Consider the following 25,714-nt stretch of genomic DNA (forward strand, 5'->3'; position numbering starts at 1 on the left):
ATCTCCCTCATTCGCCGACGATGCCGGAATCGAGCCAGTATTCGGTTTCGCCGCCCATGGTGTGCAGCTTCAGCGTCACCTCGCTGAGCCGCAGGCCGTTGTCTTCCGCATCGCTGACCTCGATCGGCACCAGCTTTTCGAGCCGCGATTCCATCTCGATCCTCTGGTCGAGGGTCGGACGCTCGGGCAGTTCGTCGATCTCGGGCCGGCTGATCTGCACGCGCAGCGGCGGCAGGTGCCGGGTCGCGGCCTCCGGGGCGAAGTCGAGCCGATAGAGCGGCGTCGTGGTCCATCGTTCGAGCGGCAGCTGTCGAAAGCCGATCTGCACCGGGCTGTAGAGGTCGACACCGGCCTCGCTGGTCGGTCGCTGGCCGCGCGCTGCATCGGCGGGAGCGAACAGCTCGTTGGCCTTGGAGATCCGGCCGCTGGCCTCCATCACGCCGATGTAGCTGGCGGTGGAACGCATCTTGTAGGCATCGGTGCGGACCTTGAACCGGCTGATCCGGTTGCCGGCCAGCGCCATCAACATGCCGCCGACGGCGACGGTGCTCTTGGGGTCGCTGATCCTCTGGCTTACCGGGTCGCGGTAGGGGTACCAGCGGTCGGTGCGGTAGCCATGCATGGACACCAGCCGGTCAGGCGGCACGACCATGGCGTTTTCGATCAGGGCCCGCAGCGCCGGCAGGCGCGACGGCCGCCCGGTCAACAGCACGATGTCGGTGCCGAGATGATCGATCACCTCGACCATGTTGCCGATCGCCTTGCCGAAGACGTCGCGCACGACACCGTCGATCTCCGCGCGCGTGGCTTGCAGCGTCATGGCGCCGAGCCGCCACTCGGTTGCGCCCTGCGCCTGCATCGCGGTTTCGAGGAACGCCAGCACATCGGCTGGCACGCCGTCCGGAGCCTCGGGCGTCGCGGTCGCGGCCTCCTTGTCCGGGTTGCCGGTCGCATCTGCCTCCGGCCCGTCGTCAACCGGTCGCGGCGGCGCGAGCCCCAGCAGCTCTGCGACGTCGATCTCGATCGTGTCGCTTGCGGCGGCGGTTTCGCTGGCCCCGATGAGCGCCGTGGCGAGCGGCCGCAGCAGCCGCAGCACGCATTGGCGGCGGTACTGGACGAAGCGGTGGTCGCGTCCGCCGAGGTCGCCCTTGAACAGTTCGTCGAGCTTGCCGCGCAGGTGGCGGCCACCGGCGGCTTCGGCGTCCTTTTCGATCGCAGGGAGCACGACCCGGGCGATTACCTTGCGCACCAGATCGTCGCCGGCGATGCGGAAGCCTTCGCGGAAGGTCTGCACCGGCTCGAGAACAGTGTCGGCCTCTCCAAAGTACGTCGTCACCGCGAGGTCGGTGGTGCCGCCGCCGACGTCGATGCAGGCCAGCCGCAGCGACGGCTGTGCCGGTCGGTCCGGCGCGGGCCGTCGCGGTCGGCCGCGCAGCGCTAGATAGCCGTCGATCGAGCCTGCGGATTTCTGGGTGATCTCGGAATAGAGATAGACCAGCTGGGTGCAGCTCGCCTCGTCCCATTCGACCACCAGCTCGGGCGGGGCCGAGATGTTCGACGCGATCCCGGTCATGCCCATGCGCCGACGCACCAGCGCCAGCGCCGCCTCGGCCCTCTCGCGCATGATGCGTTTTTCATGCACCGGCGTGGCGGTCGGCAGCGTCAGGATGATCCGCGCCAGCCGTCGCGGCAGGTCCGACTGTTCGCGCCGGTAGCGTCCGGCGGGGTCGTTGATCTGCACCAGCGCGTGCGAGATGATCTCGCTCAGCATGAAGGCATAGACGGAGGAACGCGAGAACTGTGGCCGGATCGCCGGCTGCGTCGCCGCGGGATCCTTGCGCCGCTCGGGGTCGGCCTGCACCGCCTCGAGCATGTCGCCCGCCTCGTTGAGATACTGCATCACCGCGCGGGCGTTGCGCGGCAGGTTGTAGGGGTCCCGGTGTCCGTGAAAGCGCCAGTTCTGCCGGATCGGATCGGTGTCCCACAGGTAGCGCTTGGGCGAGGAGAGCCCCGAGGTCGTCTCGTTGCCGACGTCCGAACGGGTAAGCCGGCGCGCCTCGGGGCCGGTGCGCACGATGCTCGGCCACAAGAAGCCATTGCCCCGTCCCGAGGCCCGCGCGTAGCGATCAAGACCGAAATTCAGCTCGGCGAACTCCACCCGGCTTTCGAAGAGGCCGCCGTAGCACAGCTCGGGCTGCGACAGGTCGCGCAGTTCGAGCGGATAGGAACGGCTGAGCTCGACCTCGGGCCGCTTGGGGAAGCTCTCGACGAAGATGCCGCAGGTCCGGCTGTTGCCGATGTCGAGGATCAGGTCGACCGACACGGCCGGCACCTGCTCGTGCTCGGTGATGGTGTCGAGAAACCGCAGCTTGGGCACACGCACCGCGCCGTCGATCAGCTTGAGGAACTGCAGGTACCGGGCCCAGTGTTCGAACCTGTAATTCAGGTCGGCCCGGGTCAGGGAGCGACCCGTCTTTTTTGCCTGCATGAAGCCGAAAAACAGCTCGTCGAGCCAGTCCGAGGCCCAAGCCTGCAGATCCTCGATCTCGCCTTCAAGGTCGGGTACCGGCATCGGCCGCAGCAGGAACCAGCTCATCTTGCGGGTGCTGGAGACGAAGCGAAACTCTCTCTGGGCGCTGACGTCCTCGCGGTCCGGAGCGACGTAGCGCTCCTCGTGGCTACCCGGCGCGAGCATCGTGTCGAGCGCGATCTGAACCCTGTAGTCGTGGCCGGTTTCGGGATCGGGCGCGTCGAGGGCGACGACACGGACCCGGGCCCAGGAGCTGGGGCCGGGATCGAAGGCCTGCGCGCCGCTGGGGTCGTCGCTCTTGCGCAGGCGCAGCATCGGGATCGGGACCCAGTGGCCGAGAAACGGCTCGAGCGCCTTGTCGACCGTGATCGTGTATTCCACGACCTGCGCGTCGGTGGCACCGCGCAGCGCCTCGTCCCTTTCGGGGTCGGCACCAAGGGGCACGAGTTCGCGCTCGACCCGATCATCGGCGGTGGTGATCGTGTGTTCGAGGAAGCCGCGCGACTTCACCTTTTCCTTCGCGGTCGCGAGCGAAAAGCCGAAATCGAGGATCTGGATGCCCGAGTAGGGGACCAGCGTCACCTCGTCCTTCCAGTCGGTGAGAGGCCGCAGCGCGGCCGCGCCGTCATGCATGGGGCGAATTCCTTCAGGGTGCGATGTCATGCGTGATGCTCCAGATGGGCGCGGCGGGGCTGACCTCTCCCGCGAATTCCTCGGTTCGGTCGCCGGATGTGACGCGCAGCTGGAACGGGTGCGTCGCGTCGTCGGCGGCGTCGTAGAGCATCACCGCGATGTCGTAGGTTCCGGGGGAAACTTCTTCGAAATAGACGTGCTCGACAGGATCCGGCACGCGCCGACCGCCGACGTTCATGTCGACATCGAGACGGCCGCCGCAGACCGCGGATTCGCGGGACTGGAAGTTGATCGAGTCCCCCGCAGGGCAAGTGACATGCAGGTCGAGATCGGCGGTGCTGTTCCAGATCAGCGCGATCTCGGCCTCGCCGCTGATGGCGCTTTCGCGGTCGAGCCGCTCGGCGAACTCGTCGCGCGGCGCGCAGGCTGCGCCACGCTCTGAAAGGTCGCGTTCGAGTCCTGCGATGCGGTGCTCCAATGCCGCTCGATCGGCGGCGATCGGCGGCACGGCGGTCGAACAGGTTCCCAGCCCCCAGCCCGGTAGGATGCAGCTGCGCAGCAAGAGGTAGATCACGCCAGCCAGAAGCCCCAGCAGTAGCAGCGCCAAGGCAGCGAGGATCCAAGGGCGGGGGTCGCGGGCAGCCACGATGGCGGTCGCGGCAGCAGGGGCTTCGGCTGCGGTCTCGGCCACCGGGGCGGCCGCAGTCGAAGTGCGCAGCTCGGTCGTGGCGCTTGCTTCTCGGCGAGGGGCCCATCCGGTAAGCGCCTGCGCACCCGCCTCGGGGCGCTCTTCCGCCGTGGTCGCCCAGTCGACGATGACGGGTCGCAGCGGCGTATCGTCGGCTTGCGCGTCAAAGACGTAGACTGACTCCGCGCCGGGCACCGTGGTGGCGTTGCGCAGCGCTTCGGCCATCCGGACCGAGGCCGCATCACCGGCAGCCTCAAGCCGGTCGGCGTGCAGACGAATGTCGTCGAACATCCCTGCCAACTCGGCCTCGACCTTTGCGCGCCTTTCATCGTCGAGCTCGACCAATGCGCGCGGCACGCCCGCCCCATCGGTGTACCAATCGATCCGGGAGCCGTCGGCGCTGGGCACCGGTTCGGCGAAGAGGGCGGCATGGCGCGGGCCGATCTCGCGGGCGATCATGCCGGAGATCAACTCCCAGGACCGCTGGCCGGGGGACCCCAGCTCGCGCATGCCACCCCGGGTGGAGGTCGAGATCTTGCGATTGCTCGTCATCGGGCTGCCTCCGCGCTCGGCTGCGACGGGCTGTCCGGGCCCGACGGGACCGGCAGCAGGCCCGGGCCGGTCCCATCGGGCAGCACGAACCGTCCCTCCGGGGTGCAGACGGCGCCGTTCAGGGCCGTCTCGAGCGCGCGGGCCCGGGCCGCGAGACCCTCGTCGACCGCGGAGGCACCGCCGGACGGTCCCATCCAGGCGAACCGCTCCGGAGCCAGCAGCAGCAACAGCAACAGCAGCAACAGCACGAAACACAGCCCGGCCAAGACCCATACCGGCCACCAGCCGGTTCGCGCCACGGGAGCCTCTTCGACAGGCTGATTTTCCGCATGCGGCCCCGCGTCCTGCGACAACGTCGCGGCTGCCGCAGCAGCAACCTCGGTTTCAAGCGCCGCTGGAATCTGCCCGGGGACGGGCGTTTCCTCGGGGCCGGGGCCGGGGCCGGGGCCGGTCGACGCGCCGATCGGCAGGCGCAGGCCCAGACCGCCCATGACGGTATCGAAATGGCTGGCTGCCGCATCTGCGTCGGACCCGAGGTCCGCAGTCCCCGTGCCCCATCCGGTCAAAAGCGGGTGGCCGCCCACCATGTGGATCGACCCTGTTTCCGCGACGCAGAGGGCCTGACGCAGAACAGCCTTGTCTTCGTCCGGAACCTGCGGCGCCTCGAGATGCGCGCGCAGGACCTCGAGATCCTCTTCGAGGCGCAACGCGACGTCCTCGCGCATCGCGCCATCCAGCCCGTCGAGCCGGTGCGGCGTACCGCTCCGGGTCGTGTACCACGAGATGTTCAGCGTCCCGTCATCCTTGGGCCGACCGAGGATCGGTGTGGCAAAGAGATCGGGGTCACCGCCTGCGGCGCGTACGATGCGGACCAGTTCGGTATGACGCTCGACCACGGGGGCCTCACCGGCGCGTCGCAACACGGCGCGCGGCACCGTGGTGCGGGCGATGAACTGCTCAGACATGAGGCGAGAACCGCGCGGGGCACCGATCCGGAAAGGCCACCGGAGCAACGCGTCGGGTTTCGCACCTTTGGGGCGAGTTGGTTCGTGCGAAGACCCGAGTGTGGATCTGCGCCCGATGGGGCGGTACGCAAGCGCCACCGCGATATGTATCGAGGGTCAATCCTCGCCGAGGCGCGGAAATTATTAGCTCTGACTTTTCAATTGATTTGCTTGTTCCTGCGAGATGGCAGGTCAAATCTGCAGCCTCGGATATCCAAAGGCAATTACGGTAGGGCATAGGTCTAATGGAGAGTCCGAGGTAATCATCTATCGCATGTTCACGCGCACTTGATCAGGGTAGGCGGAAATCCGCAACCCGAGGATGTCCTGAAAAGTTTCTGGATCGCTGGTGATGCGCCTCAAGGTTGCATGAAAGACACGTGCTGAGGTTGTGACCTGGGGCTGGATTGGTGAGAAAAATTGAGGGTATATCGCGATTTGATTAGCACCTACTGCCGGTGAAGCGGCCGAGCGAGCTTGGCGCTCAGCATCTCACGCCAGAGGGAAGAGCTCGAAAACGCCATGAGAGATCAATTTAGCTATTGACATGTTTTTCGCACTAGATGGACCTGCTGCCGGCGACAGCACCGATCCTGCCTCATCTATTGTTGAGGCTAAGTAATTAATCTCGACTACCTTGTTGGGAGCACGATGACCGCACGGTGCGGCATCATGGCGAGCCAGCGCGAATGGCAACGCATCGATATATAGAAAAAAATTATCAATTGCCCAAGGGGCCTCGAAGGGCATCTGCAGGAGTAACCTTGACGTGTATTTCCCTGCGGGTCGGCTGAGAGCGGCGCAGATCTAAAAGGCCCTCACACCAACAGCAGCTCCGAGTTCGTGGTCATCGGGGCTGGGGGCGAGGCGCAGCTGGATCATCCGGAGAGAGCGGTGTTCGTGATGGGCTTACCACCGGCCTCCGCTAGACTGCATGTCAAAGGCCCTCGGGGCCTTGTACGGGGCGCGGACCATAATCGAGGGATTGTGGGAGGACGGCCTCTGCCATACGTGGCGCGCGTCCACTTTGGGGCTATGGCCTGTCGGGGCCAACGAGCGGTATCTTTGTCGACCGAGGCCCGACCCTTTGCCCCGGTTCTAAGTGAGGCACTTAGCGGAGGCCGTTCGGGGTCGATACTATCCTCTGAACGCCACCGCCCTGTAGAGCGATGCGTGCCGGCTCAGGACTCGGACAGGTAATCTTCGGACACATAACCCGTGATCTTGGGTGCATCGGCGAGCGAGACGCGACACCAGAGCTGGCCCACTTCGGTGACACAATCGCGACGGACGAGCCGGGTACCGTCGGGAAGGCCGAGGATCACGCTATAGCCAAGTCCCGGCCCCGCGCGCAGCTTCAGCAGTTCGTCGGCGCCGGCGCCTTCGACCACCGTTCTTCCGCCAGATGCGCCACAGCCGGAAAGGAGCATCAACGCCAGAATTGTGGCATGGGAGGAGCGACGCATAAGCTGACCTTCAGAGTTTGTGTCTTTGACCCTTTTGTCAGGCTGACCCTCGCGAGTGAAGCCTGAACTGATCCGACGCGGCCAAGCGGCCCATCGCGCGAGGCGCGAGGCCGGGACGAGAGAGGGGCTTAGGGGGGCGGATGGCGAGCTCGAGGATGTGTGAATCCACGGACCTCTCTTGCGGGAGCTCGCCTGTGGTCGCGCGTGCCAGGCTTAGGCTCAACGGGACCGGGGCCGGGTCGTGGGCTCCGCCTCGCAACCTATGGAAGGGTGGCGAGGAACTGCCGGGCGCGACGGTGGTGGAGAGCGACAGAACCGGAGCGTGACGCCCTCCCTCACAAAACGGGGGAAGGCGCCTGAACTCAGAGCGAGAGGGCGGCGTGACCGTTGACCGGCGGGGCGGATCGCAGCGGTGCGGCGGGCTGGTGCGGCAGGTCGCCGATCACCATCGCATCGGCCCCGAAGGCGTCCTGCGCCTCGGCGGCGATCCTGCGGGCCTCCTCGATCGTCTCCGCGGGCTTGCGCCACAGGAACTCTTTCTTGCCCTTGGTGACCTGACGCGCGACGACGTCGTATTCGGTCGCGGCCTTGAATTTGGTCCTGAGCCGGAGTCCGGTTTCGGTGCACTGGAGGGGGACGATCTCGATCGAGTGGGTCATTGAATCTTCGTACGTTATTTCGGATGTGCCACCCTTAGCGCAGCAGTCCGCGGGTTGTAACCGCCCCTCGGAAACGGGCGTCGCGTGGTGTGACACGATAACGAGAGGCGGAGCTTCGCCTTGGGGGCCTAAGCGTCATCTGCCTTGAACAAGGGCAGCACTGGCGCCCCGTCTCGGTGCGGCCCGCAAACAGAGGGTCGCATCGCGCCATCGAATGGGGTTTTCCCTCTTTCCGACCCTTCCGCAGGCCCAAGGAAAAGGCACCTTGAGTCGCAAGAGAAATTTGCGCATCTTCGCGCCGACCCGAAGCGAGTCGAGATCTGCCCGCCCGGCGGCCCATTTTGGGTCGGGGCAAGGCCCTCGCGGTCCCATAGCTCAACTGGATAGAGCAGCTGACTTCTAATCAGCAGGTTCGGGGTTCGAGTCCTCGTGGGATCGCCATTTTTCAAGACCACCTGTTACAGCGCAGTCCGAAACGCCTTGGATCGCCGACGTGATCGCACCTCCCGGAGATCTCGGCGGGCTTGGGGCCCTTTTGAGACGCTCCTAGGGGAGGTGCGATGCGTTCTCCGCAGCCAAGAGATGCAATCTCAGGCCAGATGCCGGGACAGAGTGCGCCCGGTTAGATGCGTCAGCTCGGGTCCAGCTTCAACCGTGCCGCGCGCAGGGCTGCGATCTTGGCGTTACGCGACTCGTTTTCGGCGTCGAGGATGGCTCGCGCGGCGCGGGTGGTGACGTCGCCCTTGGTCTCCGCGACGGGGGCCGGGGCCGGGCGGCTGGGGGCGGCGCCTGCGGCGGTGGTCATGCGGGCTTCGAGGTTGGCAAAGGTCGATTCGAGGGCGTTCATGTGCTGTCCTTTGATCAGGCGTCCGGGGCGCTGGCGAGGCGTCCGCGTCGGATAGGTCGTCGTATGACACATATGTCGACATCTCGTATCGGCAAGGTGCCGCGCATCTGCATCTGTGGCGCAATGCGGTCATCTTTGCGTTCGAAAAGGGCTGTGGCCTCGCGCGAACGCGGTGTAGAAGCGAGCCCGGACGCGGCATCAAGACCAACCCCACGAGGACAGTGAAGATGATCAAACAGGCAATCGGAACAGCAGGGCTGATGGCAGGCCTCGGCCTTGTCGTCGCGGGGGGCGCGCAGGCGCAGGGTCTCGCCGGCGGCACGCTCGCGATCGAAACCTCGGCTTTCGTCGAAGAGGGCGACATCGGCTACACGACCTATTCGGGCGGGTTGCAGTTCGACGTCGCCATGGGCTTTGGCATGGCGATCGACCTCGCCTCCTACGGCTTTTCGGGCTTTGGCTCGGATGGCAGCAATGTGACGCTGCACGCCATCTACGACTTCGGCCCGCTTCTGGCGTTCGGCGATGCGAGCCTCGGGGCCTTCCTCGGCCGCGACGGCTACGAGGATGGCGATGCCGAGATCTTCGGCGTCGAGGCTTCGGGCGACCTTTATGGCATTCAGGCCGAGGGCTATCTCGCGCGGCATGACGGCGATCTGGGCCAGATCAACCTCGCCGGGATCTCGGCGCAATACGACATCACCCCACAGATCTTCGCGATGGGCGATCTCGGCCTTGCCGACGGTGATGGCGATGGCGAGCTGCTGCGCGCCGCGCTGGGTGGCGGCTACCAGATCGATGGCGGACCGCGCCTTTGGGGCGAACTGGGCCGGATCGAGGCCGAGGACGGCGCCTTCACCGGCGACGAGACCTATCTCGCCATTGGCGCCGAGATCGGCTTTGGCCGCAACTCCGGCACCAGCTTTGGCTCGCGCAGCCTGTTCGACATAGTGCCAGGCCTCTGAGCACTCAGGGCGTGGCGGCAGCCGCGCCCGCGTGACCGATGGCGCGCAGGAACCGCGTCACATGGGCGGCCCAGTCTTCGGGCCGCTCGACCGGGGGCAGGTGCCCGGCGCGGCGGATGATCTCGAACCGCGCACCGGGGATCAACTCCACCGTCTCGCGCATCAGGTCCGCCGGGGTGGATCGGTCCTCGGCCCCGGCCAGACCCAGCACCGGCAGCCGCAACCCCGAGGTCGGCGTCCAGAAGTCGGTGCCGGACACGGCGGCGCATCCGCCGACATATCCCTCGACCGACGTGCCCCCGAGCACCCGCCGCGCCCGGGCCGCAGCCGCCCCATGGCGCGCGTCGCGTCCAAGCCAGCGGTCGAGCACCTTCTCGGCCTGCGCCGCCAAACCCGTGCGCCGGATCGCGGCGATGCGGTCCTCCCAGATCTTCGGCGTGCCGATCTTGGCGGCCGTGTTCGACAGCACCAGTCCGCGCACCAGATCGAGCCGCTTGATCGCCAGCCCCTGCGCGACCATGCCGCCAAGCGACAGACCCCCGAACACCGTGTCGGTCAGCCCATGCGCTTCGATCACGGCTTCGGCGTCCGAGATCATCTGTCCCATCGCATAAGGCGCGTCCGGCGCGTCGGAGCCGCCATGACCGCGCAGGTCGTAGCGCAGCACCCGGATGTCGCCGGGCAGCAACGGCAACACCGCGTCCCACAGCGTCATGTCCATGCCGAGCCCATGCGCCAGAACCAGCGCGGGCGCGCGCTCCGGCCCCTCGATCCGGGTGGCAAGGCGGCAGCCGTCGCGCGCCTCGACGATCACGCCATGGTCTCCGGCAAGGTCTCCAGCGCGCGGGCATAGAGGGCGGGATCGACGTTGCCGCCCGTGGCGACCGCGATCACCGTGTCTGAGCCGAGCGCCTCGGGGTGAAACAGGGCGGCGGCGAGAGAGACCGCGCCGCCAGGTTCGATCACCACCCGCAGGTGCCTGAAGGCCAGCGCCATGGCGCGCAGCACCTCGTCCTCGGTCACCACGAGGCCGGGGCCGCAGAGGCGCTTGAGGATCGGGAAGGTGAGGTTGCCCGGCTGCGGCGTCACGATGGCGTCGCAGATCGAACCGGACAGGCGGTCGTTGCGGCAGATTTCGCCTGCGGCAAGGCTGCGCGCCACGTCGTCGAAGCCCTCGGGCTCGCAGGACCGCGCCCGTAGCCCCGGCGCGTCGGCCTCCAGCGCCAGCGCCACGCCCGATGTCAGGCCGCCGCCGCCGCAGCAGACCAGCACCTCGGCCTCCGCGATGCCGCGAGAGGCCGCCTGCGCGGCGAGCTCAAGCCCCAGCGTGCCTTGCCCCGCGATGACCAGCGCGTCGTCGAAGGGCTTGATCAGCGTCAGCCCGCGCGCTTGGGCCAGCTCCGCGCCCATGGCGTCGCGGTCGTCTTGTTCGCGGTCGAAGAGCACGACCTCGGCGCCGAGCGCCCGCGTGCCGTCGATCTTGGCCCGAGGCGCGTCCTTCGGCATCAGGATGACCGCTGGGACGCCGTGTTCGCGCGCCGCGTGGGCCACGCCCTGCGCATGGTTGCCCGAGGAAAACGCGATGACGCCGCGCGCGCGGATCTCGGGCGCGATGGCCGAGACCGCCGACCAGCCGCCGCGCGCCTTGAACGATCCGGTGATCTGCAGGCATTCGGCCTTCAGAAGCACGCGCCGACCGGCGATGTCGTCGAGGGCAGGGGCCGACAGCAGCGGCGTGCGGCGCAAGTTGTCGCCGATACGTGCCCGCGCGGCGCGGATCATGTCGATGTCGCTCAAACCCTGTCTCCCTCAACAGCCCGGCAACGCGCCAGCCAGTCGTTCAATGCCGCGAGCGACGGCGGCTCGTCAAGGAAGGGGACATGGCCGCGGCCCGGCACCTCGGCGAAGATCATGTCCGGCTGGCGGCGGCGCATCTCGGCGGCTGTGCCGGACGTCAGAAGCTCCGAATTCGCGCCCCGGATCAACGCCACGGGCAGGCCCGCGAGCGCGTCGAACAGCGGCCAGAGATCGGGGGCGGGCTGCACCGCACCGCCCAGCACCGCATCGCGCAGGCGCGGATCATAGCGCAGCTTCAGCCCCTCCGGCGTTTCTTCGTAATGCCCGCGCACCTCATCGAGCCAGCGGTCATGCGGCACGCCTTCGAACCCGGTCCATGCCTCGGCGCGATAGCGCGCGGCCTCCTCCCATGTCGCCTGCGCGGGCGGGATGCCGAGATAGCCCTTGATGGTTTCGAGCCCTGCGGGCGCGATCTCGGGGCCGATGTCGTTGAGCGCCACCCCGATCAACCGGTCCTTCACGGTCGCGGCGAGCGCCATGGCGATGAGGCCGCCGCGCGAGGTGCCGAGGATCGCGGCCCGCGCCAGCCCAAGGTGCGCCATCAGCGCCAGCACATCGCGAGATTCCTGGCCCACCGTGTAGCTTGCTGGGTCGGCCCAGTCCGATCGGCCTCGCCCGCGATAGTCAGGCCGGATCAGCCGCACGCCGGACAGATACGCCGCCACGTGGTCGAAATCGGCGGCGTTGCGCGATAGGCCGGGCAGGCACAAAAGCGGCAGGCCCTCACCTTCATCGAGATAGTGCAGCCGCACCCCGTCTTCGGCGTCGTAGTGCGGCATCATGCGAAATCCGGAACGTGGCTGAGGTCGGGCAGCACATGGGTCGGGCGCGACCAGAGCCTGTCGCGCGGCTGGTCGGTGCGGTTCACCCAAGCCGTGATGAAGCCATAACCCGTGGCCCCTGCCACATCCCAGAAGTTCGAGGTGACGAAGAGCACCTCGTCCTTGTTGCCGCCGAACCGGGCCTGCACGAGGTCATAGACCCGCGCGTCGGGCTTGTAGACGCCCACCTCCTCAACCGAGAGTACCGCGTCGAGGCTGGCGCCGATACCGGCGGATTCCACCGCGCGGTCGAGCATCTCGGGCGTGCCGTTCGACAGAATCGCCACGTTGCGGTCCTTGGCCTTGAGGTCAGCCAGCACCTCTCGCACCTCCGGATAGGCGGGCAGGGTGTCGTAAAGCGCCAGCAGACGCGCGCGCAACTCGGGGCTGTCGAGCCCGGCCTTCTCCATGGTCCAAGTCAGCGCGTCGGCGGTGACATGCGCGAAATCGATGTGGTTGCCGGTTATCGCGCGCAGCCAGGTGTATTCGAGCTGCTTGATGCGCCAGTTCTGCGCGATCTCTTCCCAATTTCGGGCGAGCGCCTCGCCGCCCGGCTCGGCGCTGGCGATGCGGGCCGCGCCATTGACGTCGAAGAGCGTGCCGTAGGCGTCGAAAACGATGGTCTTGATGGTCATGAGATCCCCCTGTGGTGGCGAGGCTGGCATGCCCCGTGTCCTAGGAAAAGGCTTCTCGGGGCGATCGGGTTGCGAACCGGGCTCAGTCTTCCTACCTTGGGGGGGACCGACGAGGAGCACCCGCAGAGGCGGCCTCCAGACATTCACCCGCAAGATCCCAGTTCAAGGAGAGGCTCATGACGCAAGTCAAGCAGGGCGACACCGTGCGCATTCACTACACCGGCACTCTGAATGACGGCCAGACCTTCGATTCGAGCGAAGGCCGCGAGCCGCTCGAGTTCCAGGTCGGTTCGGGCCAGATCATCCCCGGTCTCGACAGCGCCATTCCCGGCATGGAAGTGGGCGAGAAGAAGACCGTCGAGGTCGCCTGCGACAATGCCTATGGCCAGCCCGACCCGAACGCGCGTCAGGCCGTGCCGCGCGATTCGATCCCGGCCGACATCCCGGTCGATCCGGGCACCCGCCTGCAGATGCAGACCCCGCAGGGGCAGGTCGTGCCGGTCACGGTGATGGAAGCGACCGAAGAGCAGGTCGTGCTCGATGCGAACCACCCGCTGGCCGGTCAGGACCTGACCTTCAACGTCGAGGTGGTCGGCGTCGACCCGGCCTGATCACGGGCACAAATCAACGGAAAAGGCCCCGGCAGCACGCGCTGCCGGGGCCTTTTTCATGTGAACTCCGACCGCGCGGAGCCTAGAAGAAAACCATGCAGGCTTTGACGATCTACCTCTTTGCAGCCCTTTTTGAAATCTCCGGTTGCTTCGCGGTCTGGGCGTGGTGGCGCTCGGGGGCCTCGGGCTGGTGGCTGGTGCCTGGCGGCGCGGCCCTGGCGGGGTTCGCGATGCTGCTGGCGCTCAGCCCCGCGGCCTTTGCCGGACGGGCTTTCGCCGCCTATGGCGGGGTCTATATCGCGGCTTCGCTCGGCTGGCTCTGGGTCGTGGAAGGACAACGCCCCGACCGCTTTGATGCGGGCGGGGCGCTGGTCTGCCTGATCGGCGCGGCGCTGATCCTGTGGGGGCCGCGCGGCTAGGCGCGGGGCCGGGCCTTCAGAGGTTCTCGCTCTGCGGCATGCCGAGCACGTGGTAGCCGCCGTCGACATGCACGATCTCGCCGGTGGTGCAGGCCGCGGCCTCCGAGCAGAGATAGAGCGCCGTGCCGCCCACGGCCTCAAGCGTCGCGTTCGCGCGCATCGGCGCGTTGGCGTCGGTGTGCTTGAAGGTCTTGCGCGCGCCGCCGATGGCCGCCCCCGCCAGCGTCTTCATCGGACCCGGCGAGACCGCGTTGACGCGAATACCTTCGGGGCCGAGGTCGTTGGCGAGGTAGCGCACGGAGGCTTCCAGCGCCGCCTTGGCCACGCCCATGACGTTGTAGAACGGCGTCACCTTGTTCGAACCCTGATAGGTCAGGGTGACGATCGAGCTGCCCGGAGCCATCAGCGGATGCGCGCGGCGGGCGATGTCGATGAGCGAGTAGCACGAGATGGTGAGCGAGTTGCGGAAGTTCTCGCGGCTCGTGTTGATGAACCGCCCCGCGAGCTCGTCCTTGTTGGAATAGGCGATGGCGTGAATGATGAAGTCGAGCCGACCCCAACGCTCCTCGATCTCCTTGAACGCGGCATCGAGCGAGGCGTCGTCGGTGACATCCACATCGAGCAGGAAGTCCGATCCGAGTTGCGCCACCAGCGGTGCCACGCGCCTCCCGAAGGTCTCGCCCTGATAGGAGAAAGCCAGCTCCGCCCCGGCGCCATGCAGCGCGCGGGCGATGCCCCAAGCGATCGAGCGGTCGTTTGCGACCCCCATGACGAGGCCGCGCTTGCCTTCCATCGACATCATGTCCGTCTCTCCCGCTTTGATCAGTCGTTGAAACGGGACAGCAGCATCGAGCCGTTGGTGCCGCCGAATCCGAAGCTGTTGGTCATCACCGTGTCGAGGCCGGCGTTCTCGCGCAGCTCCGTCGCGATCTCGCCTTCGTTGATCCCCTCGGCGAGGTTCTCGACGTTGATCGAGGGCGCGATGTAGTCGCCCTTGAGCATCAGGAGGCAGTAGATCGCCTCCTGCGCGCCGGTGGCACCCTGGCTGTGGCCGGTCATCGACTTGGTCGAGGAGATGGGGGGCGTGTTGCCCGCGCCAAAGACGCGGCGCACCGCCTCGACCTCGCCCACGTCGCCCACCGGCGTCGAGGTGCCATGCGCGTTGATGTAGCCGACCTTGCGGTCTTCAGGCAGAGTCGACAGCGCCAGACGCATCGCCCGCTCGCCACCCTCGCCGGAGGGGGCCACCATGTCATGGCCGTCGGAGGTCGCGGCGAAGCCTGTGACCTCGGCATAGATCTTGGCGCCGCGTGCGCGTGCGTGCTCGAGGTCTTCGAGCACCACGATGCCGCCGCCGCCCGCGATGACGAAGCCGTCGCGGTCGCGATCAAACGCCCGGCTGGCCTTCTGAGGCGTGTCGTTGAACTTGGACGACATCGCGCCCATCGCGTCGAACAGGCACGACAGGGTCCAGTCGAGCTCTTCACCGCCACCGGCGAACATCACGTCCTGCTTGCCCATCATGATCTGCTCGGCGGCCGCCCCGATGCAATGCAGCGATGTCGAGCAGGCCGAGGTGATCGAGTAGTTGATGCCCTTGATCGAATAGGCGGTCGACAGGTTCGCCGAGACGGTCGACGACATGCCGCGCGGCACCATGAGCGGGCCGATGCGCTTGGGGCTGCCGGATTTGAGCACGATCTGATGCGCGGCGAAGAGGTTCGAGGTCGAGGGTCCGCCCGAGCCTGCGATGAGCCCGGTGCGCTCGTTCGAGATCTCGTGCTCTTCGAGCCCGGCATCGGCGATGGCCTGACGCATCGAGAGATAGGCATAGCCCGCGCCCGGTCCCATGAAGCGCAGGGTCCGCTTGTCGATCTCTTCCTTGAGGTCGACCTTCAGCGTGCCCGCGACACGGCTGCGAAAGCCGTATTTGGCCATTTCATCCGAGGCTTCGATGCCCGAGCGGCCCGCGCGCAGCGCGGCATCCACTTCCTCGGCCGAATTGCCGATGGGCGAGACGACCCCGAGGCCGGTGACGACGACGCGACGCATGGCGCCTCCTTCCTTGACAGGTTCAGCTCTCGGAGAGAGCGACCTTCATGTCCTTGACGAGATAGATGGTTTCACCGTCGGCCTCGACCCGGCCGTCGGCGACGCCCATGGTCAGGCGGCGGGTCTGCACCGCCTTGGTGAAATCCACGTAATAGGTGAGCTTCTTGCGGTCCGGGCGCACCATGCCGGTGAGCTTTACCTCGCCGACGCCGAGCGCATAGCCGCGCCCCTGCCAGCCGCGCCAGCCCAGGTTGAACCCGGTGAGCTGCCACAGCCCGTCGAGCCCGAGGCAGCCGGGCATGATGGGATTGCCCGGAAAGTGGCACTCGAAGAACCACAGGTCGGGCGTGATGTCGAACTCGGCCACGACGTGACCCTTGCCATGTTCGCCCCGGTCGCCCGAAATGTCGGTGATGCGGTCCATCATCAGCATCGGCGGCGCCGGAAGCTGGGCATTGCCCGGCCCGAACAGTTCACCGCGCGAGCATTTCAGAAGCGCGTCCTTGTCGAACTGGGTCGGATATTCTGACATGTGGCCCCGTCGGTTTCTTGTGGTTTGTCTGACCCAAGGCTCTAGCACCGTGCCGCGCGATAGGGCAAGAGCGCCGCGGCCCGGCGGGATATCGTGCAACATTGAAATCGTGGCCGATAAAGGGCATATCTGGCGGGTCATGACGCACACGCCCCAACCTCGCGCCCGCCGCGGCGCCGACTGGCTGGCCACCGCCGGGCTGCGCCCGACGCGCCAGCGGCTCGCGCTCGCCACGCTTTTGGTGGGCGACGGGCAGAACCGCCACGTCACCGCCGAGAGCCTGTTCGAGGCGGCGGCGCGCACGGGGCACAAGGTGTCGCTTGCGACGGTCTATAACACGCTGTCGGCGTTCTGCGCCGCCGGGTTGATGCGCGAGATCACGGTGGATGGCTCCAAGAGCTATTTCGACACCGACATGACCGATCACCCGCATTTCTACTGGGAAGACGAGGCGCGCCTCTCGGACGCCCCCGCCGATCAGCTCGAGATCTCTCGGCTGCCCGTCGCCCCCGAGGGCGCGGAGATCGCCAAGGTCGACGTGGTGATCCGGCTGCGCCGCCGCTGAACCGTCTTGCCAATCCACAGGCCGCATGAGCGCTCTCGGGCTGCGCGGGTGGGTCATCTGCTTGCAGCCCGGCCCCCACGCGCCTAGCCTCCCGCGCAAACTCAAAGGAGGTTGCGCCATGCAGATGGATGAAGTTGCGCGCCGGGGCCTCGTGCTCCTTGGCTGCGGCAAGATGGGTTCGGCCATGCTGGCGGGCTGGCTCGATGGCGGTCTGCCGACCACTTCGGTGACGGTGCTCGATCCGCACCCCTCGGAGTGGCTGCAAAAGCAGGGCGTGCGCCTGAACGAGGAGCTGCCCGAGGATCCGGCGATCGTTCTGGTCGCGGTCAAGCCGCAGATGATGGGCGACGCGCTGCCCTCGATGCAGGCCAAGGGCAACGGCACGACGCTGTTCGTCTCGGTCGCCGCGGGCACCCCGATCGCCAAGTTCGAGCAGGCGCTGGGTGACAAGACCCCGATCGTGCGCGCCATGCCCAACACGCCCTCGGCCATCGGACGCGGCATCACCGCGATCATCGGCAACGCCCACGCCACGGCCAAGCAGGTCGATCTGGCCGAGGAACTCCTGAAGGCGGTAGGGCAGGTGGTCCGGCTCGACAGCGAGGACCAGATGGACGGCGTGACGGCGGTCTCGGGCTCCGGCCCGGCTTATGTGTTCCACCTGATCGAGACGATGGCCAAGGCGGGCGAGGAGCAGGGTCTCAGCCCCGAGCTGGCGCTGCAGCTGGCCTCGGCCACGGTGGCGGGCGCGGGCGCTCTGGCGGATGGCTCCGACGAGCATCCCGGCAAGCTGCGCGAGAACGTCACCTCGCCCAACGGCACCACGCAGGCCGCGCTCGACGTGCTGATGAACGAGACCGACGGCTTCCCGGTGCTTCTCAGCCGTGCGCTCAAGGCCGCCGCCGACCGCTCGCGCGAGCTTGCGAATGGGTGAGGCGAGATCCCCCGAGATCGTCTTTGACGATTTCGCCAAGATCGACATCCGCGTGGGTCGCGTGACCCGCGCGGAGCCTTACCCCGAGGCGCGAAAGCCCGCGATCAAGCTCTGGATCGATTTCGGCGGTGAGATCGGTGAGAAACGCTCTTCGGCGCAGATCGCCACGCATTACGACCCCGCTACCCTCGAAGGCCGGCAGGTGCTGGCCGTGGTGAACTTCGCACCGCGCCAGATCGGCAAGTTCGTCTCCGAAGTGCTGGTGCTGGGCCTGCCCGACGCGGAGGGCGCGATCGTGCTGATCGGCCCCGATCAGCCTGTGCCGCTGGGAGGGCGGCTGTCATGACCAAGAAGACCCTTCTCGTGACGCGGCCCTTGCCGCAATCCGTGCTCGACGCCTGTGCCGAAGCCTTTGATGCCACCTTCCGCGACGCGGATCGCGGCCTGACCGAGGCCGAGGCGGCGCGGGCGCTGGGTGAGTACGACGCGATCCTGTGTACGCTGGGCGACCGGTTCACGGCGAACGCCTTCGCGCAGGCGGGAGAAATCCGCTGCGGCGTGCTCGCCAATTTCGGGGTGGGCTACAACCACATCGACGCCTCCGCCGCCCGTGCGGCGGGTGTCGCGGTGTCCAACACCCCCGACACGGTGACGGACGCGACCGCCGACATCGGCCTGACGCTGCTTCTGGCCGCCGCGCGACGCGCGGGCGAGGGCGAGCGGCTGGTGCGCGCGGGCAAATGGACCGGCTGGGCGCCGACGCAGATGCTGGGTGCCCATGTGACCGGCAAGACCGTGGGCATCGTCGGCATGGGCCGGATCGGTCAGGCCGTGGCGACGCGCTGCGCGCTGGGCTTCAACATGCAGGTGCTGTTCCACAACCGCTCGTCCAAGGCGGTGCCGCTTCCGGCGCTGCAGGTCGGCGATCTGGAGGAGCTGATGTCGTCCTCGGACTTCATCGTCGTCACCGTGCCCGCGACGCCCGAAACCCGGCACATGATCTCGGCCAAGATGATCGCCGCGATGAAGCCCGGCGCCATCCTCGTGAACATCGCGCGGGGCGACGTCGTCGACGAGCAGGCGCTCATTGCGGCGTTGCAGGAGCGCCGGATCGGCGGTGCCGGCCTCGATGTCTACGAGAACGAACCCGAGGTGCCGCAGGCGCTGCGTGATCTCGACAACGCCGTGCTGCTGCCGCATCTGGGCACCGCGGCGCTGGAGGTGCGCGAGGCGATGGGGCGGATGGCGCTCGACAACGCCCGTGCCTGGGCCAAGGGGCAGGCGCTGCCCAACCTCGTCAACTGACGCTCACGCGGGGCGGTCGCCGATCGCCTCGCGGAAATGCCGCCGACACAGCGAGACGTACCGGTCGTTGCCGCCGATCTCGACCTGATCGCCGCCCGTGGCCACGCGACCTTCGGCGTCCTTGCGCACCACCATCGTCGCCTTGCGCCCGCAATGGCAGATCGTGCGCACCTCGCGCATCTCGTCGGCCAGCGCCAGAAGGGCGGCCGAGCCGGGAAACAGCTCTCCTAGGAAATCGACGCGCAGCCCGTAGCACATCACCGGCACGTTCAGATCGTCAACGGCGCGGGCCAGTTGCCAGACCTGATCAGGCGAGAGAAACTGCGCCTCGTCGATGAAGACGCAGGCGCAAGGCGTCTCCAGCCGCGTCTTGATCTTTTCGAACAAGTCGTCGCCCGCGTCGAAGGTGTCGGCCCTGGAGCCGATCCCGATGCGGCTCTTGATGAAGCCCTCGCCGGCGCGGTTGTCGAACTTGGCAGTAAGCAGATAGGTCTGCATGCCGCGCTCGTCGTAGTTGTGCGCCGCTTGCAGCAGCACCGTCGACTTGCCGGCATTCATGGTGGAGTAGTTGAAATAGAGCTTGGCCATGCGCCGGACATACAAAGGGCGGCGCATCCTGACAACGCGCCGCCCGTCCTTCGGGGCAAATTTCGCTCGGCCCCGGTGAGCTTCGGGGTCAGGCGTGCGAGGGCACGTCGCCCTGCAGCTGCATCCGGCCGATCGGACGGACGCTCGTCGCCTGCGGCCCCATGCCGTTCGGCCCGTCATCGACGATCGACAACTCGACCGGGGTGTTTTCTTCGAGCTTCGCGAACCCGTCCTCGGCGACGCTGGCCTTGTGGAACCAGATGTCGCGCCCGTCGAGGGTCTCGATGAAACCGTATTCGGTGAAGAGCTGGCGCACCCGGCCCTGCGGCGGCCCCTCGTGCATCTTCACATCGCCCTGCACCTTTTGTGCGGCGTGTTCGAGCTGTCGCTCCATCGCGTAGAAGGCGTCGCGGACCGCGAGGTAGGGGTCATGCTTGTCGCCCTTTCCGGGGTCCTGGCTGACCACCAGTTCCTTACCCGGCACGCGGCATTCGATGCGCACGTGATATCCCTTGGCCCCCGCCTGACTGCGGTTGGGCACCTCGACCACGACGTGGCAGCTGGTGATATGGCTGTGAAAACGCTCGAGCTTGTCGGCGCGTTCGCGGATCTTGGCCTCAAGCCCGTTAGAGCTGTCCATGTTGTGGAAGGCGATCTCGAGGGGGGTATCCATGCGTCTCTCCCTTCTGGTTGGTGAGGGAGAAACGCATGGTTGCTCAGGCCGTTCCGGCTGACGTTACGCCTGCAGCGAGCGCACGCCCACATCGCCCTCGACGCGGGCCTTCATCGCTTGCGCTGCGGCCTGCGCTGCGGCGGCGGTGGTGAAGTAGGGGATCTTGGAATGCAGCGCCGCCGAGCGGATGTCGCGGCTGTCCTCGATCGCCTGCGCGCCCTCGGTGGTGTTCATAACCAAGGCCACATGCCCGTCCTTCAGCCGGTCCACGATGGTGAGGCCACCCTCGTAGAGCTTGTTGACCAGCTCGGCCTCGATGCCGTTCTCCTTGAGCCACGACAGCGTGCCGCGCGTGGCGAGGATGGTGAGGCCGAGACCCGTGACGATGCGCGCCGCTTCCGCCATGTCGGGCGTCTTGTCGCCGTCGCGGATCGACAGGAACACGCGGCCCTCGCGCGGCAGATCAACACCCGCGCCCATCTGCGCCTTGAGGAAGGCCAGAGCGAAGCTGCGGTCCCAGCCCATGACCTCGCCGGTCGAGCGCATCTCCGGCCCGAGGATGGTGTCGACGCCGGGGAAGCGAGCGAAGGGCAGCACCGCCTCCTTGACCGAGAACCACGGCATGTTGGGATCGGCCAGCGTCATCGGGTCGGCATAGGGCAGGTCGCTGTCGTAATCGACATTCTCGTAGGCCGGGCGGAACGGGAAGGCCGAGAGCTTTTCGCCCGCCATGAGGCGTGCGGCGATCGAGGCGATGGCGCTGTCGGTCGCCTTGGCGACGAAGGGCACGGTGCGCGAGGCGCGCGGGTTCACCTCGATCAGGTAGACCTCGTCGTCCTTGACGGCGAACTGCACGTTCATCAGCCCGACCACGCCCAGCGCCTTGGCCAAGGCCTCGGTCTGACGCCGGATTTCGGCTTGGATCTCTTGGGTGAGCGAGTGCGGCGGCAGGCAGCACGCACTGTCACCCGAGTGCACGCCGGCCTCTTCGATGTGCTGCATGATGCCCGCGACGTGCACCTGTTCGCCGTCGCACAGCGCGTCGACGTCCACTTCGGTCGCGCCGGAGAGGTAGCTGTCGAGCAGCACCGGGCTGTCGCCGGACACGACGACGGCGTTGCGGATGTAGCGCTTGAGATGGTCCATGTCGCGGACGATCTCCATGGCCCGGCCACCCAGCACGTAGGAGGGGCGGATCACCAACGGGAAGCCGATGCTGTCGGCGATGTCGATGGCCTGCTGGTCGGTCGAGGCTATGCCGTTCACCGGCTGCTTCAGGCCCAGACGGTTCACCAGGTCCTGGAACCGCTCGCGGTCCTCGGCGAGGTCGATGGCGTCGGGCGTGGTGCCCAAGATCGGGACGCCTTCGGCCTCGAGCGCGCGGGCGAGCTTGAGCGGGGTCTGGCCGCCGAACTGCACGATCACACCGTGCAGCGTGCCGTTTTCCTGCTCGACCCGCAGGATCTCCATGACGTGCTCGAAGGTCAGCGGCTCGAAATAAAGCCTGTCCGAGGTGTCGTAGTCGGTCGAGACGGTCTCGGGGTTGCAGTTGACCATGATCGTCTCGTAGCCCGCATCGGTTAGCGCGAAGCAGGCGTGACAGCAGCAGTAGTCGAACTCGATGCCCTGACCGATCCGGTTAGGACCGCCGCCCAGGATCACCACCTTCTTGCGGTCCGAGGGCCGCGCCTCGTCCTCGACCTCGCCCATGACGGGGTGCTCGTAGGTCGAATACATGTAGGGGGTCTGCGCCTCGAACTCGGCGGCGCAGGTGTCGATCCGCTTGAACACCGCCGTCACGCCGAGATTGCGGCGCGCACGGCGCACGTTGTCCTCATCGCGGCCCGTGAGGGTGGCGAGGCGGGCATCGGTGAAGCCCATCATCTTGAGGTGGCGCAGGCCCTCTTCCGTGGTGGGCAGGCCGGTCTTGCGCAGCTCGTTCTCGGTGTCGACGATCTCGCGGATGCGGGCGAGGAACCACGGGTCGAACTTGGTGACGGCCTGGATCTCGTCATCCGACAGCTCATGGCGCATCGCCTGGGCGATGACGCGGATCCGGTCGGGCGTGGTCTTCGACAGCGCCTTGGTGATCGCCGCGCGGTCGGGCGCGCCCGCGATCTCGATTTCGTCAAAGCCGGTCAGCCCGGTCTCCATCGAAGCCAGCGCCTTTTGCATCGATTCGTGGAAGGTCCGGCCGATCGCCATGGCCTCGCCCACCGATTTCATCGCGGTGGTCAGATGCGGCTCGGAGCCCGGGAACTTCTCGAAGGCAAAGCGCGGGATCTTGGTGACGACATAGTCGATGGTCGGCTCGAAGCTCGCCGGGGTCACCTTGGTGATGTCGTTGTCGAGCTCGTCGAGCGTATAGCCCACGGCCAGCTTGGCCGCGATCTTGGCGATCGGGAAGCCGGTGGCCTTGGAGGCCAGCGCCGAGGAGCGCGAGACGCGCGGGTTCATCTCGATCACTACCATGCGGCCGTCATCGGGGTTGATCGCCCACTGCACATTCGAGCCGCCGGTTTCGACGCCGATCTCGCGCAGAACGGCGATCGAGCCGTTGCGCATGTGCTGGTATTCGCGGTCGGTGAGGGTCAGCGCCGGGGCGACGGTGATCGAATCTCCGGTGTGCACGCCCATCGGGTCGACGTTCTCGATGGCGCAGACGATGATGGCGTTGTCGGCGCGGTCGCGCACGACTTCCATCTCGTATTCCTTCCAGCCGAGCAGCGACTCGTCGACGAGGATCTGACCCACCGGCGAGGCGTCCATGCCGGTGCGGCAGTAATGCTCGTATTCGGCACGGTTGTAGGCGATGCCGCCCCCCGTTCCACCCAGCGTGAAGGCGGGGCGGATGATCGCGGGAAGACCGATTTCTTCGAGCGCCTCGATGGCGAGAGAGACGCCGGCGTTCAGGTCACGCTTGCCGTTCGCCATCTTGGGCGCGGTGATGATCGTGGCCTTGGGGTTTTCGAGGCCGATCCGGTCCATCGCTTCGCGGAACAGCTTGCGGTCCTCGGCCATCTCGATGGCCTCGCGCTTGGCGCCGATCATCTCGACGCCGAACTTCTCCAACACACCCATATCGGCGAGCGCCAAAGAGGTGTTGAGGCCGGTCTGTCCGCCCATGGTCGGCAGGAGCGCGTCGGGGCGCTCCTTCTCGATGATCTTGGCGACGACCTCGGGGGTGATCGGCTCGATGTAGGTGGCGTCGGCCAGCCCCGGATCGGTCATGATCGTCGCTGGGTTGGAGTTGACGAGGATGACCCTGTAGCCTTCTTCGCGCAGCGCCTTGCAGGCTTGCGCGCCCGAGTAATCGAACTCGCAGGCTTGGCCGATGACAATCGGCCCCGCGCCGATGATCATGATCGAGCGGATATCGGTTCTTTTCGGCATGGGACCCTCGTGTTTCTCGCGCAGCCTCAAGGGAGGGGGCCGCGCAAATCGTCGCGGTTATAGACATGGACCGTCTTAGCGCAAGGCCCTGCGGTCCCGCAGGGGAAAGCAAACTCCGGCCCCCCTGTCGCGCGGAGGGCGCCCGATGTATCGGGAGGGGGCAAAAGAGTGTGGGCGAACATGCGGATCGGCTTCGACAGGGGCCCCGAGGGACGGGGCGCGGTATTTTCGCGGCCTCGACGTCTGATCGAGGCGTGGCGGCCCGAAGGCGTGCCATTGGCACTTGCCGCCATCGAGGCCGCGCGGGCGGAGGGCGCATGGATCGCAGGCTATGCGAGCTACGAGCTGGGCTACGCGCTGGAGCGGCGGCTGCGACGCCTGATGCCGCAGGAGCGCCGCTTGCCGCTCTTGCGGTTTGGCGTGTTCGAGCAGGCGCCGGAGGACTGGGCGCCAGAGGTGGGACCGGCGCGCTTGGGTGCGTTCGAGCCGCGCTGGACGGCACAGGATCACCGTGCCGCGCTGGACAAGGTGCGCGACTACATCGCGGCGGGCGACATCTATCAGGCGAACCTGACTTTCCCGCTCGATGCGGTGTGCACGGGCCGCGCGGAGGCGCTCTATGCCGCGCTGTCGCGGGGCCAGCCGGTGGCGCATGGCGCGATGGTCGAGCAGGAGGGGCTGCCCACGCTGATCTCGCGCTCGCCGGAGTTGTTCTTTGCCACCGACGGGGCAGGGGGCATCGAGACGCGGCCCATGAAGGGCACACAGCCGCGGGGGGCGACGCAGGCCGAGGATGAGGCGCGCCGCGCGTTTCTCGCCGCCGACGAGAAGAATCGCGCCGAGAACCTGATGATCGTGGATCTGCTGCGCAACGATCTGAGCCGGGTGGCCGTGCCCGGCAGCGTCGCGGTGCCAAAGCTGTTCGACATCGAGACCTATGCCTCGGTGCACCAGATGGTGAGCCACGTGACCGCCCGGCTGGCCCCCGGCGCCGGGTTCGCGGCGATCCTGGCCGCGCTGTTTCCCTGCGGCTCGATCACCGGCGCGCCGAAGTTGCGGGCAATGGAGATCATCCGCGAGCTGGAGCCGTGGCCGCGCGAGGCTTACTGCGGCGCGATCGGCTGGGCCGGGCCAGACGGGCGGTCCTCGTTCAACGTGGCGATCCGTACTCTGATGGTCGAGGGTGGGCGCGCCACGCTCAACGTCGGCGGCGGCATCGTCTGGGACAGCGAGGCGGGTTCGGAATGGGACGAGGCGTTGTGGAAGACCCGCTTCGCGCGCATTCTGCCGTGATCCGGCAAGTTTACTCCAGAAACACTCAAAGCCCGCATATGCCCCAAGAGACCCCGCTTCGGATCATCGAGACCTTGGGCGCGCATCCCGGCGAGGGGCCGCGTCGGCTGGCAGCGCATCTCGATCGGATGGGCCGCACGGCGCTGGCGCTGGGCTTCCCGTTCGACCGCAGACGGGCCGAGACGCTGCTCGACCTCAGCCCCGAGGCGCCTTTGCGTTGCCGCCTGACGCTCGACCGGGCGGGCGCGCTCGATCTCACGACCGGTCCGCTGGCCCCGAACCCCGCCTTGTGGCGCGTGGCGATCCACCCCGAGCGGCTCGACGCCGAGGATCCATGGCTGCGATACAAGACCACCCGTCGGGCGCTCTATGACCGGGCGCGAGCCGAACTGCCCGAAGGCGTGGACGAATGGCTGTTTCTCAACGGTCGCGGGGAGCTTTGCGAGGGTACGATCACCAATCTCTTCGTAGACCACCGCACACCCGCGCTGTCCTGCGGATTGCTGCCCGGCGTGCTCAGGGCCACGCTTCTGGGGCAGGGCTGGCGCGAGGCGGTGCTGACGCAGGGCGACCTCGAAGCCGAGCCGTTCTTCATGGGCAATTCGCTTCGGGGGCTGATCGCGGCGCATCTCGTCGCGGCGTGACCTCCCGGCTTGCTTGACATCAAGGCCCCAACCCGGTGTATCGGCGCG

Annotated in this window: 26 protein-coding genes and 1 tRNA gene; 10 read left to right on the top strand and 17 right to left on the bottom strand. The window is 67.2% G+C overall.

Going from position 1 to position 25,714, the window contains the following annotated elements:
* Positions 1-7: 7 nt before the first annotated feature.
* The 6 genes from AADJ02_RS13085 to AADJ02_RS13110 all read right to left on the bottom strand — a co-directional run bounded on the left by AADJ02_RS13085 (position 8) and on the right by AADJ02_RS13110 (position 7,532).
* Complete coding sequence (locus tag AADJ02_RS13085; RefSeq protein WP_341213457.1) at positions 8-3,163, bottom strand: virulence factor SrfB; 3,156 nt, start codon at positions 3,161-3,163, stop codon at positions 8-10.
* 13 nt (positions 3,164-3,176) lie between these two features.
* Positions 3,177-4,403 (bottom strand): hypothetical protein, encoded by a 1,227-nt coding sequence (locus tag AADJ02_RS13090; protein WP_341213458.1) that lies wholly within the window; start codon positions 4,401-4,403, stop codon positions 3,177-3,179.
* Positions 4,400-5,368: a hypothetical protein gene (locus AADJ02_RS13095; RefSeq protein ID WP_341213459.1), complete on the bottom strand. Its 969-nt coding sequence runs from the start codon at positions 5,366-5,368 to the stop codon at positions 4,400-4,402. The genes AADJ02_RS13090 and AADJ02_RS13095 overlap by 4 nt, the downstream gene beginning before the upstream one ends.
* 531 nt (positions 5,369-5,899) lie before the next feature.
* Positions 5,900-6,157 carry a hypothetical protein gene (locus AADJ02_RS13100; RefSeq protein WP_341213460.1) on the bottom strand — a complete coding sequence of 86 codons (258 nt, stop codon included), beginning with the start codon at positions 6,155-6,157 and terminating at the stop codon, positions 5,900-5,902.
* Between the two features lie 431 nt (positions 6,158-6,588).
* Positions 6,589-6,873, bottom strand: a complete 285-nt coding sequence (locus AADJ02_RS13105) for an SH3 domain-containing protein (protein WP_341213461.1) — start codon at positions 6,871-6,873, stop codon at positions 6,589-6,591.
* Positions 6,874-7,235: 362 nt separating this feature from the next.
* Entirely contained in the window at positions 7,236-7,532 is a 297-nt protein-coding gene (locus tag AADJ02_RS13110) for a hypothetical protein (protein ID WP_341213462.1), read from the bottom strand.
* A 364-nt stretch (positions 7,533-7,896) separates the two neighbouring features.
* Between AADJ02_RS13110 and AADJ02_RS13115 the strand changes: the two genes are divergently transcribed.
* A tRNA-Arg gene (locus AADJ02_RS13115) sits at positions 7,897-7,973 on the top strand.
* Between the two features lie 190 nt (positions 7,974-8,163).
* On the opposite strand, the gene AADJ02_RS13120 is transcribed toward AADJ02_RS13115, so the two are convergent.
* Positions 8,164-8,379 (bottom strand): hypothetical protein, encoded by a 216-nt coding sequence (locus AADJ02_RS13120; protein ID WP_341213463.1) that lies wholly within the window; start codon positions 8,377-8,379, stop codon positions 8,164-8,166.
* A gap of 227 nt (positions 8,380-8,606) precedes the next feature.
* On the opposite strand from AADJ02_RS13120, the gene AADJ02_RS13125 reads away from it, so the two are divergent.
* The gene (locus tag AADJ02_RS13125; protein ID WP_341213464.1) at positions 8,607-9,344 is read left to right on the top strand and encodes a hypothetical protein; all 738 of its coding nucleotides are present in this window, start codon (positions 8,607-8,609) and stop codon (positions 9,342-9,344) included.
* Positions 9,345-9,348: 4 nt separating this feature from the next.
* Here AADJ02_RS13125 and pcaD read toward each other — a convergent pair whose 3' ends face one another.
* Genes pcaD through AADJ02_RS13145 form a run of 4 tightly spaced genes read right to left on the bottom strand, consistent with a single transcriptional unit; the run spans position 9,349 to position 12,657 of the window.
* Positions 9,349-10,158: a 3-oxoadipate enol-lactonase gene (gene pcaD / locus AADJ02_RS13130; RefSeq protein WP_341213465.1), complete on the bottom strand. Its 810-nt coding sequence runs from the start codon at positions 10,156-10,158 to the stop codon at positions 9,349-9,351.
* Positions 10,155-11,141, bottom strand: a complete 987-nt coding sequence (locus tag AADJ02_RS13135) for a threonine/serine dehydratase (RefSeq protein WP_341213466.1) — start codon at positions 11,139-11,141, stop codon at positions 10,155-10,157. The genes pcaD and AADJ02_RS13135 overlap by 4 nt, the downstream gene beginning before the upstream one ends.
* Complete coding sequence (locus tag AADJ02_RS13140) at positions 11,138-11,980, bottom strand: alpha/beta hydrolase (RefSeq protein ID WP_341213541.1); 843 nt, start codon at positions 11,978-11,980, stop codon at positions 11,138-11,140. The genes AADJ02_RS13135 and AADJ02_RS13140 overlap by 4 nt, the downstream gene beginning before the upstream one ends.
* Entirely contained in the window at positions 11,980-12,657 is a 678-nt protein-coding gene (locus tag AADJ02_RS13145) for a haloacid dehalogenase type II (RefSeq protein ID WP_341213467.1), read from the bottom strand. Before AADJ02_RS13145 ends, AADJ02_RS13140 begins: the two co-directional genes overlap by 1 nt.
* Positions 12,658-12,833: 176 nt before the next feature.
* On the opposite strand from AADJ02_RS13145, the gene AADJ02_RS13150 reads away from it, so the two are divergent.
* Positions 12,834-13,268, top strand: coding sequence for a peptidylprolyl isomerase (locus AADJ02_RS13150; protein WP_341213468.1), 435 nt, complete (start codon positions 12,834-12,836; stop codon positions 13,266-13,268).
* Between the two features lie 95 nt (positions 13,269-13,363).
* Positions 13,364-13,687 (top strand): YnfA family protein, encoded by a 324-nt coding sequence (locus tag AADJ02_RS13155; protein ID WP_341213469.1) that lies wholly within the window; start codon positions 13,364-13,366, stop codon positions 13,685-13,687.
* A gap of 16 nt (positions 13,688-13,703) precedes the next feature.
* On the opposite strand, the gene AADJ02_RS13160 is transcribed toward AADJ02_RS13155, so the two are convergent.
* Genes AADJ02_RS13160 through fabA form a run of 3 tightly spaced genes read right to left on the bottom strand, consistent with a single transcriptional unit; the run spans position 13,704 to position 16,271 of the window.
* The gene (locus tag AADJ02_RS13160; RefSeq protein WP_341213542.1) at positions 13,704-14,486 is read right to left on the bottom strand and encodes an enoyl-ACP reductase; all 783 of its coding nucleotides are present in this window, start codon (positions 14,484-14,486) and stop codon (positions 13,704-13,706) included.
* Between the two features lie 23 nt (positions 14,487-14,509).
* The gene (gene fabB, locus AADJ02_RS13165) at positions 14,510-15,739 is read right to left on the bottom strand and encodes a beta-ketoacyl-ACP synthase I (RefSeq protein WP_341213470.1); all 1,230 of its coding nucleotides are present in this window, start codon (positions 15,737-15,739) and stop codon (positions 14,510-14,512) included.
* A 22-nt stretch (positions 15,740-15,761) separates the two neighbouring features.
* Positions 15,762-16,271 (bottom strand): bifunctional 3-hydroxydecanoyl-ACP dehydratase/trans-2-decenoyl-ACP isomerase, encoded by a 510-nt coding sequence (gene fabA, locus AADJ02_RS13170; RefSeq protein ID WP_341213471.1) that lies wholly within the window; start codon positions 16,269-16,271, stop codon positions 15,762-15,764.
* Positions 16,272-16,410: 139 nt separating this feature from the next.
* Here fabA and irr point away from each other — a divergent pair, with 139 nt between their 5' ends.
* The 4 genes from irr (at position 16,411) to AADJ02_RS13190 (ending at position 19,075) form a co-directional block, all read left to right on the top strand.
* A complete protein-coding gene (irr, locus tag AADJ02_RS13175; protein ID WP_341213472.1) occupies positions 16,411-16,836 on the top strand; it encodes a Fur family transcriptional regulator Irr in 426 nt (141 codons plus the stop codon).
* A gap of 118 nt (positions 16,837-16,954) precedes the next feature.
* Complete coding sequence (gene proC / locus AADJ02_RS13180) at positions 16,955-17,770, top strand: pyrroline-5-carboxylate reductase (RefSeq protein WP_341213473.1); 816 nt, start codon at positions 16,955-16,957, stop codon at positions 17,768-17,770.
* Positions 17,763-18,116 carry a tRNA-binding protein gene (locus tag AADJ02_RS13185; protein ID WP_341213474.1) on the top strand — a complete coding sequence of 118 codons (354 nt, stop codon included), beginning with the start codon at positions 17,763-17,765 and terminating at the stop codon, positions 18,114-18,116. The genes proC and AADJ02_RS13185 overlap by 8 nt, the downstream gene beginning before the upstream one ends.
* Complete coding sequence (locus tag AADJ02_RS13190) at positions 18,113-19,075, top strand: D-glycerate dehydrogenase (RefSeq protein WP_341213475.1); 963 nt, start codon at positions 18,113-18,115, stop codon at positions 19,073-19,075. The genes AADJ02_RS13185 and AADJ02_RS13190 overlap by 4 nt, the downstream gene beginning before the upstream one ends.
* Positions 19,076-19,078: 3 nt before the next feature.
* On the opposite strand, the gene AADJ02_RS13195 is transcribed toward AADJ02_RS13190, so the two are convergent.
* From AADJ02_RS13195 to carB, 3 genes are all read right to left on the bottom strand, one after another.
* Entirely contained in the window at positions 19,079-19,663 is a 585-nt protein-coding gene (locus tag AADJ02_RS13195; RefSeq protein WP_341213476.1) for a thymidine kinase, read from the bottom strand.
* Between the two features lie 88 nt (positions 19,664-19,751).
* Positions 19,752-20,336, bottom strand: a complete 585-nt coding sequence (locus AADJ02_RS13200; RefSeq protein ID WP_341213477.1) for an HPF/RaiA family ribosome-associated protein — start codon at positions 20,334-20,336, stop codon at positions 19,752-19,754.
* A 63-nt stretch (positions 20,337-20,399) separates the two neighbouring features.
* Positions 20,400-23,729, bottom strand: coding sequence for a carbamoyl-phosphate synthase large subunit (carB, locus tag AADJ02_RS13205; RefSeq protein ID WP_341213478.1), 3,330 nt, complete (start codon positions 23,727-23,729; stop codon positions 20,400-20,402).
* A 180-nt stretch (positions 23,730-23,909) separates the two neighbouring features.
* Between carB and AADJ02_RS13210 the strand changes: the two genes are divergently transcribed.
* Together AADJ02_RS13210 and AADJ02_RS13215 are read left to right on the top strand one after the other, a co-directional pair.
* On the top strand, positions 23,910-25,022 hold the full coding sequence (locus AADJ02_RS13210) for an aminodeoxychorismate synthase component I (protein ID WP_341213543.1): 1,113 nt from the start codon (positions 23,910-23,912) through the stop codon (positions 25,020-25,022).
* Positions 25,023-25,060: 38 nt separating this feature from the next.
* Positions 25,061-25,666, top strand: coding sequence for an aminotransferase class IV family protein (locus AADJ02_RS13215; RefSeq protein ID WP_341213479.1), 606 nt, complete (start codon positions 25,061-25,063; stop codon positions 25,664-25,666).
* Positions 25,667-25,714 lie beyond the last annotated feature (48 nt).

The organism is uncultured Limimaricola sp. (genome assembly GCF_964022235.1).
Taxonomy (GTDB): Bacteria; Pseudomonadota; Alphaproteobacteria; order Rhodobacterales; family Rhodobacteraceae; genus Limimaricola.